Here is a 19,345-nt window from a genome sequence, read left to right as displayed (position 1 = left end):
CATAGATAAAATGATGGGAGTCACCTGTTCACTAAAGTCATCAACATTAAAAACTGACATGGATCTTACACGCTTCCCTTCCGATAAATTCGCAACAACCCATTTAATTTTAAATCTTGAACCTCTAACTTATAACATGCACAGAGAGATAAAATGGATATTTCGTCGGTCCGTACAGAAAAATAGTAAAGAAAGTCAAAAAATTGACCGTTGCAACGGTCAATTATCAGGGAAGCGCTTTCTTAAAACTAAGTTAATATAGAAATAGCTAGGAGGGATGTTGTGATTTCTAAAGACAATCGTGAACAAAAGCTGCTACAGTTTCTTTCAAAAAATCAAGATTATGTTACTTCAAAGGATTTAGCAGATGTACTTCATACTTCTAAAAAAACAGTATACCGTTTAATAAAAGAAATTAACGATAAGTGCGCGGATGATTCACTGATTGTATCTGAAAAAGGACGGGGTTACAAACTACTTTACGAAGAATTTATTAACTATCAAATAAGCAATAAGAATTACAAAGAAGACCATTTTTCTCCTAATGAAAGACGTAAACGAATTATGGAGGAATTATTGTTATCTTCGCCTAAACCTATAAAAATCCACCACTTATTCAGTGCCTATTATGTGGGAGATTCCGTTGTTTTTAATGACGGACAGATCATGAGCGAAGAACTTAAAAAGTACAATTTAGTTCTGGAGAGAAAAAACAGGACGCTGGCTATCATAGGGGAAGAAGTTAATATTAGGAAGGCAATCAAGGACATTATTGAAATATTTAATATTATTGATATCGATGATTTAAAAACAAATCAGGAGCTTAAATTCAGTAAGTATGACGTTTTGTTTATGTTGGATCAATTAAGAAATATAGAAAAAGATTTGAATATAACGATACCTTATCCATACAACGTAAATATCTTTTCTCACCTGTATATATTACTAAATCGCTCGAGAAAAAGTTCAGCTTTTATATATACAGATAAAGAGTCTAGTGAAGAGACGGAGAAAATGAAAAAAGACTTTAATTTATATCAGGTGGCTAAATCTACCGTATATAACATGGAGAAATATTTGAATAATGCATTACCGGAAATTGAGATTTATTTCCTTTATCAATATTTAGTGTCATCGAGGATGCAAGGAACTCTTGTTACAACATCGAACTTATCTTCAAGAGTAATCCAGGTAACTAAATTATACATTGATGAAATGAGTACGAGAATAGGTTTAGATATGGACAATCAACCAATCTTCGTTGATTTGGCAAATCATATTAAACCAATGCTTAATAGATTAGAACATAAAATTAGAGTTAAAAATAGCTTGTTAAGTCAAATTAAGGTGACTTATGAAGAGATATTTACCAGCGTCACAAACGTATCTGAGTTTATAAGTGAAAAATTTAATTTACCAGCAATAAATGACGATGAAAATGGATTTATTACCCTCTACTTTGCAAAAATGATCGAAACGAGCGAGCATCAGCGTCCTATAAAAACACTTATCATGTGTACAACAGGGATTGGAACTTCAGAACTTTTAAAAGCAAAGGCATCAAAAAAGTTTCCAGAGTTGGAAATTGTGGACGTAGTAGCATCACGAAATATGCAGATGTTTAAAGAAAAATACTCAGATATTGAATTAATCCTGAGCACTGTTCACATCGAAGACAATATACCGTTTCTAATAGTGAGTGCGATGTTTACCATTGAAGATCAGAAGAGACTTCAGAGAAAGATAGAGGAGATTTATCATGAACGGTAATTCTTTTTTTCAAATTTATTTTGACTGCGATTTAAAATCAAAAGATCAAGTATATGACTTTATTTCGGAAATCGCAGGTCAACATAGTTCTTCTCAACAAAAACTGGCAATTTTTCATCAATTTAAAGAACGGGAAAAAGCCGGAAGCCCTCAGATAGAGGAACATGTTTTGTTACCTCATATTGAAAGTGAGCACATAATAGAAAGCCAAATCTTATTCTTCAGGTTAGCAAAGCCTATATGTTGGGACGACACTATAGAAGATATTCGACTGATTATTACTATTCTATTGAAGAAGGATGAAGAAGAAGCAATAAAGAAAAAAATCACTTTATTTACCAAGTCTTTAGCCAATGAAGGTTATTTAGACCGATTATTAAATATAGAAGAAAAATCAGTCTTTCACAAAGAAATAATCACATTTAGGGAGGAATCACGATGAAAATAGTTGGTGTTGCAGCATGTACAGTAGGAATCGCACATACGTACATTGCACAAGAAAAGTTGGAAAACGCAGGAAAGAAAGCAGGGCATGAGATTTCCATAGAGACACAAGGGACGATCGGGACAGAGAATAAATTAACTCCTCAGCAAATCCAGGAAGCCGACATTATTATCCTGGCAGCGGACGTAAAAATATCAGGACGAGATCGGTTTGAAGGAAAGCGTATCATTCAAGTGGCGACAGAAATTGCTGTGAAGTCACCTAATAAGCTGATTGAAAAAGCAGAAGAAGTAGTGAAGCAGAAACAATAAAAATCTATCCAATTCGAGGTGTAATAATGGAAATAAGCGGGATTTTGAATGAACACACAATCAAAACAAATATGAACGCCAAAAGTAAAGATGAAGCTTTGATCGAGCTAGCGAATTTACTTCTGGAAAACGAGTATATCACCGATATTGAACGTTTTATGAAAGATATTTATGCTAGGGAAGAAATAGGACAAACAGGAATTGGAAATTACATTGCTATTCCACACGGTAAAAGTGATTTTGTGAAAAAACTAGGAGTTGCGATAGGGATCAATAAGAGCGAAATCCCATGGGAAACCATGGATGGGAACGGAGTTAAAGGAATTATTCTATTTGCTGTGGGTAATGACAACGAAGGAGCACAAAATCACCTGAAATTATTATCATTATTTGCAAGAAAGCTAGGTAATGATGAAGTAATTGAAAAATTGTTACAGTCAGAAAAAACAGAAGATGTAAAAGAAGCTTTTGCTAATTAACAGTTGTGCAAAGGTGCATTAAATAATATAGCGAAGCTACAGCATAAGACGCTGAGAGCTTAAACCTCTATTTTTTTAATGATTGAAAGTTATGAAAATTAACATAAAATTGCATAGCATCACAAAGAACAATAAATGAATGAACAGCAGAACAGATAGCTTGTTCATTCAACAAATATAAGCCTTATAGGGGGATGGAAGATGGATAAACTTAAGGAATTAAACATTAAAGGACATTTATTGACGGCTATTTCATTTTTAATTCCAATTGTTTGCGGAGCCGGTTTTTTAATAGCCATTGGCATGGGATTCGGTGGTACTTTCCAGGATCAATTAATACAAGGTGAATTTTCCATTTGGGATACTTTAGCTACAATGGGAGGTGCTGGTCTAGGGTTACTGCCTGTCGTTATAGCTACAGGGATTTCTTACTCTATTGCAGAAAAACCAGGAATAGCTCCAGGTTTTATTATCGGCTTAACTGCTAATGCAATTGGTGCTGGCTTCATTGGTGGTATTTTGGGAGGTTTCTTAGCAGGTTACCTTGCAATAGCTATTCTAAAACACATTAAAGTCCCTAAGTGGGCTAAAGGACTAATGCCAACATTAATCATTCCATTCTTTACTTCCATTATTGGTGGTTTAATCATGGTTTACGTAATTGGTTTACCAATAGCTGCTTTTACATCATTATTAACAAATGCGTTAGACAGTTTGGGGTCTTCTTCCTTGTTAATGTTTGGTGGAGTTGTCGGTATATTGAGTGGAGTTGACTATGGTGGACCTATTAACAAAACAGTGTTTGCCTTTGTATTGACAATGCAGGCAGAAGGTGTCAATGGACCAATTACAGCCTTACAGTTAGTAAATACAGCAACACCAATTGGCTTTGGGTTAGCTTACTTTATAGCAAAGTTGTTCAGAAAAAATATCTATACGCCAATAGAAACGGAAGCGTTGAAATCGGCAGTACCGATGGGCTTTATTAATATTGTTGAAGGTGTAATTCCAATTGTTATGAATAATATTGTTCGTTGTGTGATTGCAACCGCAATTGGTGGAGCTGCCGGTGGAGCTGTATCTATGTCGTTGGGTGCAGATGCAACTGTACCGTTTGGTGGCGTATTAATGTTACCTACTATGACCAATCCATGGTCAGGGGTTGCAGCACTATTGGTGAATATTCTTGTAACAGGATTAACCTTGGCTTTAATTATGAAAAATAAGACACAAGAGCAAATCAACTTACAAACAGAAGTTGAAGAAGATGATATTGATGTGAATGATATTAAAATTTTGTAATACAAAGGCGAGATTTATGAAATTTTTCTTAGTTACAGCAAATATAGAAGAGACGAAATTACTGCTTAAGAGCTGGTTGACGGGGTGATGACAAGACTACGGCCAAGCAAGCTCACTCACGTCAAGCGTTCGTCTGTAACGTAAATCGAACAACAAGGGATATTATTAAAAAAACATTCGTTTATTATTAGAAAGTTGAATTATAAAATTGATTTAAGTAAAAGGAGGACAATTAATTATGAAAAAAGTAGAATTTTCACCATCCCTGATGACAATGGACTTAGATAAATTCAAAGAACAAATTACTTTTTTAAACAATCACGTAGATTCTTATCATATCGATATTATGGATGGGCATTATGTTCCCAATATTACATTATCCCCCTGGTTTATCGAAGAAGTTAGAAAAATAAGTGACTTGCCTATTTCTGCTCATCTTATGGTAACGGATCCAAGCTTCTGGGTTCAGAAACTAGTTGATATTAAATGCGAATGGATTTGCATGCATGCAGAAGTACTTGATGGTCTAGCTTTTCGATTGATTGATCAAATACATGACGCCGGATTAAAAGCAGGAGTCGTTTTAAATCCTGAAACTCCTATTGAGACGATTTTCCCTTATATTGAATTAGTCGATAAAATTACAGTAATGACAATTGATCCAGGGTTTGCTGGGCAACGTTTTATCGAGGGCACTCTAGATAAAATTGTGGATTTAAGAAAATTACGAGAAGAAAAGAATTATCAATACGTCATTGAAATGGACGGATCATCTAACCGCAAATCATTTAAAAGAATTGATGAAGCCGGTCCTGATATTTATATCGTAGGTCGTAGCGGTTTATTTGGATTAGATGAAGATATCGAAAAATCATGGGAAATCATGACGAAAGATTATGAGGAAATCACTGGAAAAGTATTAATATAAAAAATTTTAGAGGCTTTATAACAATCTGTATCACAGATTGTTTGAAAGCCTCTATTCTTGGAGGGAAATATATGTTTGATAAAATTGATCAACTTGGTGTAGATACGTTACGTACATTAAGTATTGATGCTATACAAAATGCAAATTCCGGGCATCCGGGTCTACCAATGGGAGCTGCTCCAATGGCGTATGCATTATGGACAAAGTACCTAAAAATTAATCCAGCAACTTCACGTAACTGGATAGATCGCGACCGTTTTGTGTTATCAGCAGGTCATGGTTCTGCATTGCTATATAGCATGCTTTATTGTGCAGGCTACCAAGTAACATTAGATGACTTAAAAAGCTTTCGTCAATGGGAAAGCAAAACTCCTGGACATCCAGAAGTGGGCCATACAGATGGTGTAGAAGCAACTACTGGGCCTTTAGGACAAGGAATCGCTATGTCTGTAGGAATGGCTATGGCAGAAGCGCATTTAGCCGCAACTTATAATCGTGAACAATATAACGTTGTTGATCATTACACATACGCACTATGCGGAGATGGAGATTTAATGGAAGGGGTTTCACAAGAAGCTGCTTCATTAGCAGGACACTTAAAACTAGGCAAATTGGTTGTTTTATATGATTCAAATGATATTTCATTAGATGGACCTACTTCCAAAGCCTTTACCGAAAATGTTGGACTACGATTTGAAGCGAGTGGTTGGCAGCATATCTTAGTGAAGGACGGCACGGATTTAGAGGCGATTTCAAAAGCGATAGAAGAAGCTCAATCAGAAACAGATAAACCAACATTGATTGAAGTAAAAACAGTCATTGGGTTTGGTGCACCAAATGCTGGGACATCCTCTGTTCATGGCGCCCCATTAGGTGCAGAAGGCATTGAATCTGCTAAAAAAGCTTATGGTTGGGATTACCCAGCTTTTACTGTTCCGGAAGAAGCTGACGCTCGTTTTAAAGAATCTATTCAAGATCGTGGTCAAGCCGCTGAAGAAGCTTGGAATCAAAAGTTTGACGCTTATGCAAAAGCATATCCTGAATTAGCTAAGCAATTCAAACAAGCATTTGCTGGGAAATTACCAGAAGGTTGGGACAGTGAGCTACCAACTTATGAAGTAGGTGAAAGCCAAGCAAGCCGTGTTTCAAGTAAAGATATGATTCAAGCTTTATCAAAAGCTGTACCAAGTTTATGGGGCGGTTCTGCCGATTTATCTGTCTCCAACAATACCATGGTTGCCGATGAAAAAGATTTCCAACCTGGTCAATACGAAGGTCGCAACATTTGGTTTGGTGTTCGTGAATTTGCGATGGCTTGTGCAATGAATGGGATCCAACTACATGGCGGTACACATATTTATGGCGGAACGTTCTTTGTTTTTGTAGATTACCTACGACCAGCCCTTCGTTTATCCGCAATTCTACGCACCCCTGTAACGTATGTCTTAACACACGATTCAGTAGCAGTTGGAGAAGATGGGCCAACACACGAACCAATTGAACAATTATCTAGCTTGCGTGCTATGCCAAATGTTCATGTTATTCGTCCAGCTGACGGAAATGAAACTCGCGCAGCGTGGAGAATTGCGATGACTTCAACAGAGACACCCACAGTTTTGGTGTTAAGTCGTCAAAATCTACCTGTCATTGAAGGAACAAAAGAAAATGCGAATGAAAATGTAGCTAAAGGAGGCTATGTTATCTCACCACAGAAAGGTGAAATGCCAGAAGGTATCTTGATTGCGACTGGTTCAGAAGTAAGCTTAGCAATCGGTGCTCAAAAAGCTATAGCAGAAGAAGGTGTCGATGTATCGGTTGTTTCCTTACCAAGTTTTGATTTGTTTGAAGCACAATCATTGGAATATAAAGAATCTGTATTACCGAAAGAAGTGAAAAAGCGAATTTCAATAGAAATGGGATCCAAGTTTGGTTGGGAAGAATATGTTGGTGATCAAGGCACTTCATTGTCTATTAATAGATTTGGTGCTAGTGCTCCAGGAAATAGAATTGTTAGTGAATTTGGTTTTACAATTAAGGCTATTCAAGATGCTTTTAAAAACTTGTAGTATTGATTTTGCTATATATCTACGTTTCAAGGCTCTTTTCACTTCGGTGGAAAGGGTCTTTTTTATGCTTTGGACAAATGTATTGTGAGTATTTCGGACAGATTGAGCATTTAAAAAAGTAAGAATTCAATTTAGAAATTTATAATTAATAAGTACTCATTTCCGTTGATTGTCAAAGGTTTTTAGAGCTTTCTTAATTAGACACCATGTATTGTACATGATAAAATTTTTAAATAGATGTGGTATGCAAGGTTTATAGGATGAATATTCTAGTAATCTATTAAGTTCGTTAAGAAGTATTTGAAATAAATTATTGATAAAAAGTAAGCGTATTCAATTTAAGCTATAAAACAAAATAAGTTGGAGTGATACAAATGGCAAAAAAGCTATACCATGGAGCAGCATATTATCCTGAGCTTTGGAATGAAAAGGTGATTGAAGAGGATATTCTGCTCATGAAGGAAGCAGGTATTAACGTAGCGCGAATGGGGGAGTTCGCTTGGCATACGATGGAGCAGGAAGAAGGAAATATCGACATACGTTTTTTTGTAGATATTGTTCATAAGCTACATGAAAACGGGATCGAGACGGTGATGTGTACGCCGACGCCAACTCCTCCTATCTGGTTCACTCATAACCACCCTGAGCGGATGTATGTCAGTCAGAATCATACTGTCATGGGACATGGTTCGCGTCAGCATGCTTGTACGAATCATCCGTACTTTCGAAAGAAAGCAAATGAGATTACAGAACATATTGCCAAAGCAGTTGGTTCATTGCCAGGAGTGATTGGTTGGCAAATTGATAACGAATTTAAATGTCATGTGAGTGAATGTATGTGTGAGCAATGTCGTACTTTATGGCACCAATGGTTAGAGGAGCGCTACGAAACGATTGAACAGCTAAATGAGGCGTGGGGAACGAAGATTTGGAGTCAATATTACTATTCGTTTGATCAAGTGCCACAGCCTGGTCCTGCTCCATTTTTGCATAATTCTTCATTAAGTACGATGTATCGCCAGTTTTCAATGGAAAAGATAGCGGAGTTTTCTGATAGTCAGGCCGAAATTATTCGGCAATATTCAGACGCACCAATTACGCATAATAGTAATGTTCCATTTTCAGTTGATAATGAACGTTTATTTGAAAATCTAGACTTTGCTTCGTTTGATACATATGCATCACAGGAGAATAAAGCATCCTATTTAATGAATTGTGATCTGTGGCGTAACTTTAAAAAAGGTAGAGACTTTTGGATTATGGAAACGAGCACGTCACATGCTGCTTCGCTTGAGAGCTATGCAAGTCCACATGCAAATGGTTATTTACGAGCAGAGGCGATTGCTTCGTATGCTCTAGGTGGAGAAGCTTTTTGTTATTGGTTATGGAGACAGCAACGAGCAGGCTGTGAGCAACCACATGGTTCGGTAATTAGTGCTTGGGGGAAGCCAACGGTCGGTTTTCAAAGTGTCTTAGATGTGGAAGAGATGAGAAAGAAAGTGGAGCCATTTATGGTTGCAACAAAGCCCCAGCAAGCGGACATCGCGATAACGTATTCGGATCAAGCAAAGGCTTTCTTTCAAACGGAACCTCACCAGCAAATGGATTTCAGGTCATTAGTGACTAATTTTTATAACCATTTTGTCTCATTAGGGGTTCATCGTGATTTGATTCCGGAAAAGGAAAGCTTACAAGACTATAAGCTATTATTTACACCATTCTTGCCGTATATTTCAGATGAATATCGAAAGCGGGCTGTTGATTTTGTGAAAAGTGGTGGTACATGGATCGTTGGGCCTCTGAGTGGCGGACGAACGAAAGAGCATACGATTCATACAAATGCCGCACTCGGAGAGCTTGAAGAAATCGCCGGGATCGAAGCGTTGTACACATATCCGATGGATGGAACCGGCTCAGTCGGTCATGCATTTGGTGAAAAAGCACCGTTAGTGTTATGGAGTACGGTGTTTGAATATGATGAGCAAACGGCTGTCGGTACGATTGCAGGAGGCAACTCAGATGGAAAGGCCTTCATAACAGAATCGAAAGTTGGAAAAGGGAAAATAGTTCACATCGGTTCTTTACCTGTGGAGGAAGATGGGGATTCCTTATTAATGAAACTCATAGATCATTATGCAACAGAAGCAGGAGTAAGTGTGCGAACGGATGTGACGAATGGAACGATTGTCGCACCGCGAATCGATGATGAAGGCAAGCAATCGTGGGTGATTGTCAATATGGATGGAGAAGGTGGAAGTGTGACCATTCCAGAAAAAGCGATGGATCGTTTAACAGAAGAGATGATTTCAGCGGGACGATTAGAGATTGGACCCTACGAATATCGAATAATTTCTTTTTAAAATAAAGGATAAGGAACGATGGAGTAAAATTAAGTCATATAGAAAATTGATTAACTAATGACAAATTTAACGTTGATGCAGGACGATAGAGAGGAGTTTTTCTAAACTTTTACTGATTAGTGTCGATGATAAGAGCTGGAAAGTCAAGGTTACATTTGAAGGTGGAATGCAACGTTCGAAAGAAATAAGTGAATAGTTGGAGAAAGCCCTGTGAACTATGTGAAATAAAGAACGATAAGTATTGCGAAGGCAACTTATCGTTCTAAAAGAAAAACTAATCTCAAGGCTGACAGTCAAGAGGTCAGCGGTTCTAGCCCGCTATGCTCAATCATACATAACGCTATCAACGACGCGGTTCTTCGTCTTTACGAGGAATGGTGTCGTTATTTATTTTAGGCTTTGTGCACATTTAGTCTGCTAAAGTATTAGTATTTACTGAAGTATGTTTCTTCAAATTTACTTGCAGCTTTGTCTTGCATGTCCGCATTGACATGAGAGCCCTCATGAAGTAAAGAAAGAATATGTACCGCGCCTTCTTTTCGAAGCCCAGCAGACTAGAGAAGCAAAAAAGAACCCGAAAAAAGAAGGGAGTGGTTCTGACCAGCCACACTCTTAACAAAAACACATATAACACTATTATTATTAATGTGCCACGTGAAGAACTATCGGAGTAAGTGGTGTATAGTATGTATTCGTTACGTTGAGAAATTGGGATCTTATGAAGAACACGGAAATGAAATTTTTGGAATAAATAATCAAGAAAATGAAAATAGAACGATTTGAATGTTATTTATATAGCACTTTAATTACCATACTAATAAGTCACACCTTGGCATTTCAAGCTAGAAACTATTTATACCAAAAGAAACAAATTGAGCTAAGCGAATATATAGGAATTAGCATCATGCAAGAATAATAACCGTCAAAGAAACCACTTGGCGCTTTCATTCTAGCACCTTAATTTTGGCTAATCTCTAGAATTTCTCGATAGCCTGGGTAAGCAGCTATTTGGCTTCTAACTTTTTTTAATTAAAAAACGCTTACATTAGTTACATAAACTTTTATTATTCTACGGAACTATTAAAATACAGAGGAGAGAAAGTCATTAAGTATGGAACATCGAAGAAAATGAAAACGCTAACTTATAAAGATAAATCTTGATCTAGCAGTGGAACAAATTAATAATGCCTTTCAGACTGGTTCCCAAGGATCGATGAAGAGTATTATAGAGTTCTGTAATGAGCAGCTTGTGTCAGTAGATTTTAATACAAACAAGTTCGTCCATTATTGATGGATTATCTACACTCGTTATTGGAACCCGTAAGGTAAAGGTTCTTGCCTGGTATGATAATGAGTGGGTCTACTCCTGCCGCGTAGTAGACCTCGTAAAGCTAGTAGCAGATCAGTTTGCTAGCCAAAAAAATGTGAAACATATTTCAAGAGATGATCCCCTAACAAAACTATTTATATGAATTAAGAGGATTTTTTATTAAAAAGACAAAGGATGGTATGTATATGAGTAATGTGAAGGCCCAAGTTGAATTACATGATTTACTAAATGGAAGCAATGCACAGGTTCAATTAAGTGTTTCGCAGCTAGTAGAAAAAGTAATAATGAGAAAAGAAGGAAAATTAACTTCTACTGGTGCTGTTTCAGTTTCAACAGGTAAATACACAGGTCGTTCTCCTAAAGATAAATTCATTGTGAAAGAAGCATCCACTGCTGACAAAATTGATTGGGGTACTGTAAACCAACCGATTTCCCAACAGCATTTTGATAATCTGTACATAAAGGTACTAGAATACTTGAAAGAAAAAGAAGAAATCTTTGTATTTAAAGGCTTTGCTGGAGCGGATCACAGCCACCGCCTTCCAATTCAAGTTATAAATGAATACGCTTGGCATAACTTGTTTGCACATCAATTGTTTATTCGTCCGACAGTGATTGATTCCGCTAAACTAGATGATCAATTTACAATCGTATCTGCTCCGACATTTAAAGCAAATCCAATTATTGACGGTACAAATTCTGAAACGTTCATCATCGTTTCTTTTGAAAAGCGTGTTATACTAATCGGCGGTACTGAGTATGCAGGTGAAATGAAAAAATCGATTTTCTCTATTATGAACTACTTGTTGCCAGAACAAGACATTCTACCTATGCACTGTTCTGCAAACGTGTCTAAAGAAGGCGATGTGGCGTTGTTCTTCGGCTTATCGGGTACAGGAAAGACAACGCTATCTGCAGATCCAAACCGCAAGTTAATCGGTGATGACGAGCATGGCTGGTCTGATAACCGTGTGTTTAATATTGAAGGCGGCTGCTACGCAAAATGCGTAAACCTATCTCGCGAGAAGGAACCTCAAATCTTTGATGCGATTACATTCGGTTCTGTACTAGAAAATGTTATGATTGACGAAAATACTGGTCTTACAAATTACAACGATGTATCTCTAACAGAAAATACACGTGCAGCCTATCCAATTGACGCAATCGATAATATCATACTACCAAGTGTTGCCGGACACCCAAATACAATTGTGTTCTTAACAGCTGATGCATTCGGCGTTTTACCCCCAATCAGCAAGTTATCCAAAGAACAAGCCATGTACCATTTCTTAAGCGGTTACACGAGTAAGTTAGCTGGAACAGAGCGGGGGATTACATCTCCGCAAGTAACGTTTTCTACATGCTTCGGTTCTCCATTCTTACCGCTTAACGCATCTCGTTATGCAGAAATGCTGGGAGAAAAAATTGAAAAGCACAATGCAAAAGTATTCTTAGTGAACACAGGCTGGACTGGCGGCGAATACGGCGAAGGGCAACGTATGAATCTTTCCTACACGCGCGCAATGGTGAAAGCAGCCCTTAATGGCGAATTAGACAACGTGGAAACCGGAAAGGATGACATCTTCGGTCTGGAAATTCCGCTCCGTGTTCCAGGTGTTCCCGATGGCGTATTAGTGCCAGAAAAAACCTGGACTGACAAAGAAGCTTATAATGCAAAAGCATTAGATCTTGCCAGCAAGTTCAAAGAAAACTTCAAAAAGTTCACAAGCGTATCTGGAGAGATTGTTGAGCTAGGCGGACCTTTAGTATAACGAAAAAGCGGAGCCAACTTTTCAGCTCTCAAGGAGAGAAAACGATTCTGGTGTAAAAATCATTTGATAGAGACATAAAACCTAAATGATTACCTGTATCCGTTTTTTTTTTTGGAATGCCACATCGCTAAATGTGAGTAAAAATCAAGCTGATCGGGTGGGGAATATCTTCTGCAAAAATATACGAGTGAACCTATTGAATATCAATGATGCCTCTATTATTTTCGATGTTGACCCCCCTATAGACTATGAACAAGCTATTATAAATAGCGGCTACTAACAAGCAAGAAAATTAGGTGCTTGCAAGTATTACTTCAACAATGAGGTAGTACTTTTTTATCGCATGAAAATTGGTGATCCAACATAACTGATATGTTCTCTAACAAAAAAATAGCCAATGCTTTCAATAGGAGAACTGTGAGGAAATGAGGGATTATTATCTGGGAAAAAAGACACATTAAATAGAGGTTAAATAGAACTTAAAGACCTAAAAGAATAATATGAACTTTTTATTGTCGTTATTATGAAAGCGCAGATAATAAATTTACACATACTGAAACAAATGTAGCCACATGGTGGATTACAGAAGCTATTCCTATTCCAGCAACGTCACTCTTGCCAATAATTTTGTTGCCAATAACGGGAGCATTAGAAGTCGACGTAGTAACAGCTTCTTATGGTAACCCAATTATCTTCTTATTTCTAGGTGGGTTACTTTTATCCTAGAACTTTAATCTAATCGGGGGGAGTCTATGAAAAATAAACTGACAGAACTACTAGATATAAAACATCCAATTATTCAAGCACCAATGGCTGGTGGTATAACAACAGCGAACCTAGTTGCTGCTATTTCAGAATCAGGTGGTTTGGGGACGCTTGGAGCTGGTTATTTAAATACTTCTCAAATGCGTAAAGAAATTAGAGAGATTAAACAAAAGACGAATCACTTTGGTATTAATCTATTTGTTCCTAATGAATTTTCTGTTTCAACTAGTGATATAAACAGAGCCATTGATATTTTACAGCCTTATTATAAAGAATTTAATATTAACGCTGAGGATTTTGAAGTTCCTAGTCCAATGACAGAAAGGCAAACCTTTATAGAACAGGTTCAGGTTGTTATTGAAGAACAAGTGCCTGTTTGCTCATTTACTTTTGGAATACCTAGTACTGAGGTTATAAAACAGCTAAAACAGAACAACATTGTTTTAGTTGGAACGGCCACAACAGTAAAAGAAGCAATTGAAAATGAAAAAAGTGGTATGGATAGTGTTACTGTTCAAGGGATAGAGGCTGGGGGGCATAGAGGAAGCTTTATTAATGATTCAAATGAAGGATTAATAGGTTTAATGTCTCTAATACCTCAAGTTGTTGACCAAGTGACTATTCCTGTTATTGCAGCAGGCGGAATTATGGACGGTAGGGGTTTAAGTGCTGCTTTATGTTTAGGGGCAGAAGCTGTCCAAATGGGAACAGCATTTTTAACTTGTATAGAAAGTGGTGCTCACAAAGTACATAAAGAAGTGATTCTCACTACAAGCGATGACCAAACTGTATTAACACGTTCATTTTCAGGAAAATGGGCAAGAGGAATCAAAAATAAATTTATAGAAGATATGGTAGAAAAAGAAGAGGAATTACCTGAATTTCCAGTTCAAAATAGTCTCACTAAAAAAATTAGAAGCGTTGCGTCCATACAGAGTAACCGAGAGTTAATGTCACTATGGTCTGGTCAAAGTCCCATGTTAGCTAGAAATACAAACGTTAAGGAAATAATTAATGAAGTTATGGCCGAAACCGAAAAGATTTTGGGTGATCTTAAGTAAATTAAATTTAATCAAGTACTGGCTATCTTAAAAAAAGGAATTTGGTATGACACAATTTTAAAAGGGAGACAATTATTGAAAATAAGCTTACGTTTAAAAATACTAGTTATGTCATTCTTTATGGTATCAATTTCAATTGTAACGAGTGGTTGGATTATGGTGTATGGCATTACAGATTCATTTGAAGAGGAACTTGGTGAACGAGCAGTTGCCATTGCAAGAACAGTAGCACAAATGCCAGACATAAGAAACAATGTTGGGGAACTAAATGGGTCAAAAATCATTCAACCAATTGCAGAGAGAACAAGACTAGCAACAAACGTAAACTATATTGTCATAATCGATATGAATCGAATACGCTATTCCCATCCATCAGAGAGTTTAATTGGAAAAATGTTCGTCGGTGGGGATGAGTTCGCTGCTTTAGCCGAACATGAATATACCTCCGAAGCACAAGGAACCTTAGGAAAAGCTGTAAGAGCTTTTGTACCAATTATGGATGAAGAAGGGATTAAGCAGGTTGGTGTTGCAGTTGTGGGAGTCTTGACACCAACGTTTCAAGCTATGATCACACAGTATAGCAATGATCTTTTATTATTACTTATCTGGGGATTACTACTTGGATTAATAGGGTCTTTTCTCCTAGCTAATAATGTTAAAAAGCAAACCTTTGGGTTAGAGCCTTATGAAATAGCAAGACTAGCAGAGGAACGGTCTGCTGTAATGCAGGCAATGGATATGGGGATTATTGCCTTAGATGAGCAGGGGTATGTTACTTTTATGAATAGGTTAGCAAAAAAATACACCTATCAAGAAGAAGAGACGAAGGAATTGCACTTACGAGACATTTCACTAAAAACTTGGGAGGCAATCGTAAATCAATTAAAAACCAGTGGAGAACAGCAATTAATTAATCGAAATGCTGTGTTATTTGAGAAAATCTATCTACTGTCTTTCTATCATACTCATGTGAAAGGAAAGCTAGTTGGGTCTTTTATAACGATGGTTGAACGAACAGAGGCCAATCGATTTGCTGAGGAGCTTACTGGAGTGAAAGCATTAGTCGATGCTCTTAGGGCTCAAAATCATGAATACATGAATAAACTTCATAGCATTGCGGGACTAATCCAATTGGATAGAACTGAAGAAGCTCTGGACTTAATAATTGATGAAACGGTTGATGAAGAAAATGTAATCCAATTTTTAAAGGAGCAATTAAGTGATTACTCTGTCTCTGGTTTGTTGCTTGGAAAGCGATCAAGGGCACGTGAGTTAGGGATTACGTTTTATATTGATCGGAATAGTTATCTAAAAGAGATACTAAACGGTTTTAGTTGCGGAGATATGGTTACGATTTTAGGAAACCTTCTTGAAAATGCCTTTGAAGCATTTAATCGTGACCAAGAGAGTAAAGTAGTTGAATGTCTAATACAAGGAAATGCAGATTTTCTCTATATAAGAGTAAGAGATGAGGGGAAAGGAATTACCATTGATCAACAGGAAAAGATTTTCACTCACGGTTATAGTACAAAGGGAAAAGAGGGACGAGGCATTGGGCTAGCTCTTGTGAATCAAATTGTTACCGCTCAGCAGGGAGAAATAACTGTTGAATCAGAAGTTGGGGAAGGTACAGAAATAACAATTGAAGTAAACAGAGGTGAAAAATGATTAAAGTTCTAATAGTAGAAGATGATCCAATGGTGCTAGATGTTAACATGGGATTTTTGGAAAAGGTCCCTCCTTTTAAGTTGTGTGGGACAGCAGCTAATGGAAAGGAAGCTGAAGCTAAAATAAAAAAAGAAAATCCTGACTTGGTTTTGCTTGATATGTATTTACCAGACAAATCAGGATTGGAAGTATTGAAGTCTATTAGAAATAAACAAATTCATTGTGATGTCATCATGATTACAGCTGCAAAAGATGCAAAAACAGTCCATGAGGTTTTTCGTCTTGGAGCCGTAGACTATCTGGTGAAACCGTTTCGTTTTGACCGATTTAAAGTAGCTTTAGAGAGTTATCAAAAAATGTGGAGTAAACTTCAAGGTGTCTCTATGCTGAATCAAGAGGACATAGATCATTTTAAACAAGTTGGAAAACAAGAAGAGATACTTCCTAAAGGGTTGAGTGAGGCAACAATGCGACAAATTCTTTTGAAATTAATTGAACAATCAGAACCTGTAACTGCAGAACAATTAGCATCTTTATTGGGGATGGCTAGAGTCACAGTAAGAAGATATTTAGATTTCCTTGACCGATCGAAAAGGATCCAAGTCCACATACAGTATGGTTCCGTAGGACGCCCGAGTCATTATTACTCTGTCTGAGACCATAAAGACCAAAAAGAACAGTATGAGTACAACATTGTAACTACAATGAAAGCGCTTTACAATTGGAGCAGTTAGAAGAGATTGTTACCAAAAGTATTTAAATTGATTACTTGATCAATTTAAACTAGCGCAAATAAAATATAGTTCAGGGGGATTTCTGTGAATGTTTAATAGGTGTCCACCGCTAGTCGTACTTTTTGCGCTTTTTCTTACTTTGTTAACAGGATGTAACTCACTTGATTATACAGAAGATCATGAGCAGTTAAGTGAGGAAGAAAGAATAATCATTCGTTTTTCACACATTGTAGGAGAGAATACACCTAAAGGTTTGGCGGCACGGAAATTTGCAAAAATAGTAAAAGAAAGATCGAATGGGTTTGTTGAGGTACAGGTTTTTCCTAATGGTTTCCTTTATAAAGACGGGGAGGAAATTAGTGCCCTAAAGAAAGGAGATATTCAAATGATTGCTCCGGCTACTTCTAAAATGACGAATGAAGTACCTGAGTGGCAAGTGATGGATCTTCCATTTGCCTTTCGAGATGTCGAGGACGTTCATACATATTTAAGTGGTTCTATAGGGCGTAATTTATTAGCTCAATTTGAACCTAAAGGTTTTTATCCTTTAGGTGTCTGGGACAATGGCTTTAAACAAATAACAAACGAAAGTCATCCGCTAATTAAGACAAGTGATTTTAAAGACTTGAAATTCCGTGTAATGCCTAGTCCGATTATTGCATCTCAATTTGAAATACTAGGAGCTAACGTTCAATCGAATTCCTTCAATGAGGTATATCAATTACTTGGAAATGGCCGAATTGACGGGCAAGAAAATACTTTTTCTAACATTCATAGCAAAAACTTACAGAGTTTGCAAAGTCATTTAACTGTAAGTAATCATGGATATTTAGGCTATGTCGTCCTAATGAATAATTCCTTTTGGAATGATCTTCCCAAAGATATACAAATACTACTCCACGAGACAATGGTGGAAGTTTCAAAATGGGAGATAAAAATAGCTGAAGAGTTAAATGAAAATAATTTTCAATCTTTAGAGAACTGTGATTGCATTGCTATTCACCATTTATCAGTGGATCAAAAAAAACAGTGGGAAGACGCTTTCAAGCCATTATATCAACAATTTGAAAACCGGTTTGGGAGCGATTATATAAAAACTCTCCCAAAATATGAGGGAGAGTAAACTTCGCAAAAAAAATTCAGGGGGAATTGTAATGAAATGGAATTGGAAAAAGAATACTGCTGTACTATTTGCTGGTTTATCACTTGTATTTACAGCCGCATGCGGCGATGAAGAAGAAACAGCCTTACCGGGTAATGAAGGAGATACAGGTTCAGCAAGTGTTGAATACCAAGAATACCCGTCAACTGTTAAAGTCGGTACAGCATCTCAAGGGGGGACCTACTTTATTGTTGGTGGAGGATTAGCTTCTCTACTTGAACAGAAACTTGATATTACTGCGAATGTTGAAGTAACAGGAGGGCCAGTTCATAACATGCAATTAACACAAGCAGGTGATCAAGATCTAGGTCTTGTAACTTTAGGACCAGCTTATGAAGGGTATACAGGCACAGGGGAATGGACAGCAGGTGAAACGATGGATGATGTTCGTATTGTTTTCCCTATGTATACGACTCCTATTCACTGGTGGGCACTTGAAGATTCAGGAGTGACTAAGTTAGAAGACATTAAGGGGCAACGTGTAGGTGTTGGTCCAGCAGGTGGTACTTCAGGTACGTATGTTCCACTAATTCATGATGTTCTAGGTCTTGACACAGATAATGTCCAAGCTGGAGCAAGTGATATGGCTTCACAACAAATGGATGGTCAATTAGATATTATTGGATATGCGGCAGGAATTCCTATTTCAGCTGTTTCAGAAATTGAAGTACAACGTGATATTAACTTCTTTGGTATTGAAGGAGAAACAAGAGATAAAGTGATCGAGGAATTTCCTTACTTCTTCCCGTTCACAATCCCAGCAGACACGTACACTACTTTAGATCAAGATATTGAAACAATCGCAATGTTTAACTTTGGCATTGTGCGTAAGGATGAGAATCCAGACTTTGTCTATGATTTAGTAAAAGCCTACCATGAGAACAGTGAAATGCTGACTCAAACACATGCTTCAATGAAAGAAGCCGTTGCTGAAGCAATCACTAAAAATGAAAGCGTTCCATTACACCCAGGTGCTATTAAGTACTACGAGGAAATTGGTATTGAGTTACCAGAATCTGTTTACCCGGAGGAATGGGAATAATAAATGAATAAGTAAATAATAAGAGTGACTTATACAGCCAAGTGGCCTGCCTCTATTAGTGCCAATATTAAACATTATGTTTTGACGTGTGGAAATTTCTTACACTACTAGGGGTAGTTTATGAGTCACTTTTACTCTATCTAAGGAGGG

The 19,345-nt window shown here is 37.1% G+C and carries 14 protein-coding genes and 2 pseudogenes; all 16 read left to right on the top strand.

Annotated features, from left to right (window positions below; translation table 11 throughout):
- The first annotated feature begins 282 nt into the window (after window positions 1-282).
- The 16 genes and pseudogenes from CEF18_RS14440 to CEF18_RS14365 all read left to right on the top strand — a co-directional run bounded on the left by CEF18_RS14440 (window position 283) and on the right by CEF18_RS14365 (window position 19,195).
- Window positions 283-1,770, top strand: a complete 1,488-nt coding sequence (locus CEF18_RS14440) for a BglG family transcription antiterminator (RefSeq protein ID WP_110937115.1) — start codon at window positions 283-285, stop codon at window positions 1,768-1,770.
- Window positions 1,760-2,212 (top strand): PTS sugar transporter subunit IIA, encoded by a 453-nt coding sequence (locus tag CEF18_RS14435; protein ID WP_110937114.1) that lies wholly within the window; start codon window positions 1,760-1,762, stop codon window positions 2,210-2,212. Before CEF18_RS14440 ends, CEF18_RS14435 begins: the two co-directional genes overlap by 11 nt.
- Window positions 2,209-2,526 (top strand): PTS fructose transporter subunit IIB, encoded by a 318-nt coding sequence (locus CEF18_RS14430; protein WP_110937113.1) that lies wholly within the window; start codon window positions 2,209-2,211, stop codon window positions 2,524-2,526. Before CEF18_RS14435 ends, CEF18_RS14430 begins: the two co-directional genes overlap by 4 nt.
- A 26-nt stretch (window positions 2,527-2,552) precedes the next feature.
- Window positions 2,553-3,005: a PTS sugar transporter subunit IIA gene (locus CEF18_RS14425; protein WP_110937112.1), complete on the top strand. Its 453-nt coding sequence runs from the start codon at window positions 2,553-2,555 to the stop codon at window positions 3,003-3,005.
- 201 nt (window positions 3,006-3,206) lie between these two features.
- The gene (locus tag CEF18_RS14420; protein WP_110937111.1) at window positions 3,207-4,307 is read left to right on the top strand and encodes a PTS fructose transporter subunit IIC; all 1,101 of its coding nucleotides are present in this window, start codon (window positions 3,207-3,209) and stop codon (window positions 4,305-4,307) included.
- A gap of 238 nt (window positions 4,308-4,545) precedes the next feature.
- Window positions 4,546-5,235 carry a D-allulose 6-phosphate 3-epimerase gene (alsE, locus tag CEF18_RS14415; RefSeq protein WP_110937110.1) on the top strand — a complete coding sequence of 230 codons (690 nt, stop codon included), beginning with the start codon at window positions 4,546-4,548 and terminating at the stop codon, window positions 5,233-5,235.
- Between the two features lie 71 nt (window positions 5,236-5,306).
- The gene (tkt, locus tag CEF18_RS14410; RefSeq protein ID WP_110937109.1) at window positions 5,307-7,301 is read left to right on the top strand and encodes a transketolase; all 1,995 of its coding nucleotides are present in this window, start codon (window positions 5,307-5,309) and stop codon (window positions 7,299-7,301) included.
- Window positions 7,302-7,675: 374 nt separating this feature from the next.
- On the top strand, window positions 7,676-9,661 hold the full coding sequence (locus tag CEF18_RS14405) for a beta-galactosidase (RefSeq protein WP_110937108.1): 1,986 nt from the start codon (window positions 7,676-7,678) through the stop codon (window positions 9,659-9,661).
- A gap of 1,141 nt (window positions 9,662-10,802) precedes the next feature.
- A pseudogene (locus CEF18_RS14400) lies at window positions 10,803-11,133 on the top strand (type I glyceraldehyde-3-phosphate dehydrogenase); the annotation flags it as partial.
- Between the two features lie 43 nt (window positions 11,134-11,176).
- Window positions 11,177-12,763, top strand: coding sequence for a phosphoenolpyruvate carboxykinase (ATP) (gene pckA, locus CEF18_RS14395; protein WP_110937107.1), 1,587 nt, complete (start codon window positions 11,177-11,179; stop codon window positions 12,761-12,763).
- Between the two features lie 564 nt (window positions 12,764-13,327).
- Window positions 13,328-13,486: pseudogene (locus CEF18_RS27205) on the top strand (SLC13 family permease); the annotation flags it as partial.
- Between the two features lie 29 nt (window positions 13,487-13,515).
- Window positions 13,516-14,589, top strand: coding sequence for an NAD(P)H-dependent flavin oxidoreductase (locus CEF18_RS14385; RefSeq protein ID WP_110937106.1), 1,074 nt, complete (start codon window positions 13,516-13,518; stop codon window positions 14,587-14,589).
- 75 nt (window positions 14,590-14,664) lie between these two features.
- A complete protein-coding gene (locus CEF18_RS14380; RefSeq protein WP_223292311.1) occupies window positions 14,665-16,257 on the top strand; it encodes an ATP-binding protein in 1,593 nt (530 codons plus the stop codon).
- Window positions 16,254-16,913: a response regulator gene (locus CEF18_RS14375; RefSeq protein WP_110937105.1), complete on the top strand. Its 660-nt coding sequence runs from the start codon at window positions 16,254-16,256 to the stop codon at window positions 16,911-16,913. The genes CEF18_RS14380 and CEF18_RS14375 overlap by 4 nt, the downstream gene beginning before the upstream one ends.
- Before the next feature lie 166 nt (window positions 16,914-17,079).
- Window positions 17,080-18,114: a DctP family TRAP transporter solute-binding subunit gene (locus tag CEF18_RS14370; RefSeq protein WP_110937104.1), complete on the top strand. Its 1,035-nt coding sequence runs from the start codon at window positions 17,080-17,082 to the stop codon at window positions 18,112-18,114.
- Between the two features lie 31 nt (window positions 18,115-18,145).
- Window positions 18,146-19,195, top strand: a complete 1,050-nt coding sequence (locus CEF18_RS14365) for a TAXI family TRAP transporter solute-binding subunit (protein WP_110937103.1) — start codon at window positions 18,146-18,148, stop codon at window positions 19,193-19,195.
- The last annotated feature ends 150 nt before the right edge of the window (window positions 19,196-19,345 follow it).

It is taken from the genome of Salipaludibacillus neizhouensis (genome assembly GCF_002886185.1).
Taxonomy (GTDB): Bacteria; Bacillota; Bacilli; order Bacillales; family Salisediminibacteriaceae; genus Salipaludibacillus; species Salipaludibacillus neizhouensis.
Note: the sequence above shows the minus strand (reverse complement) of the source record. Positions and strands in the feature narration are given on the sequence as shown.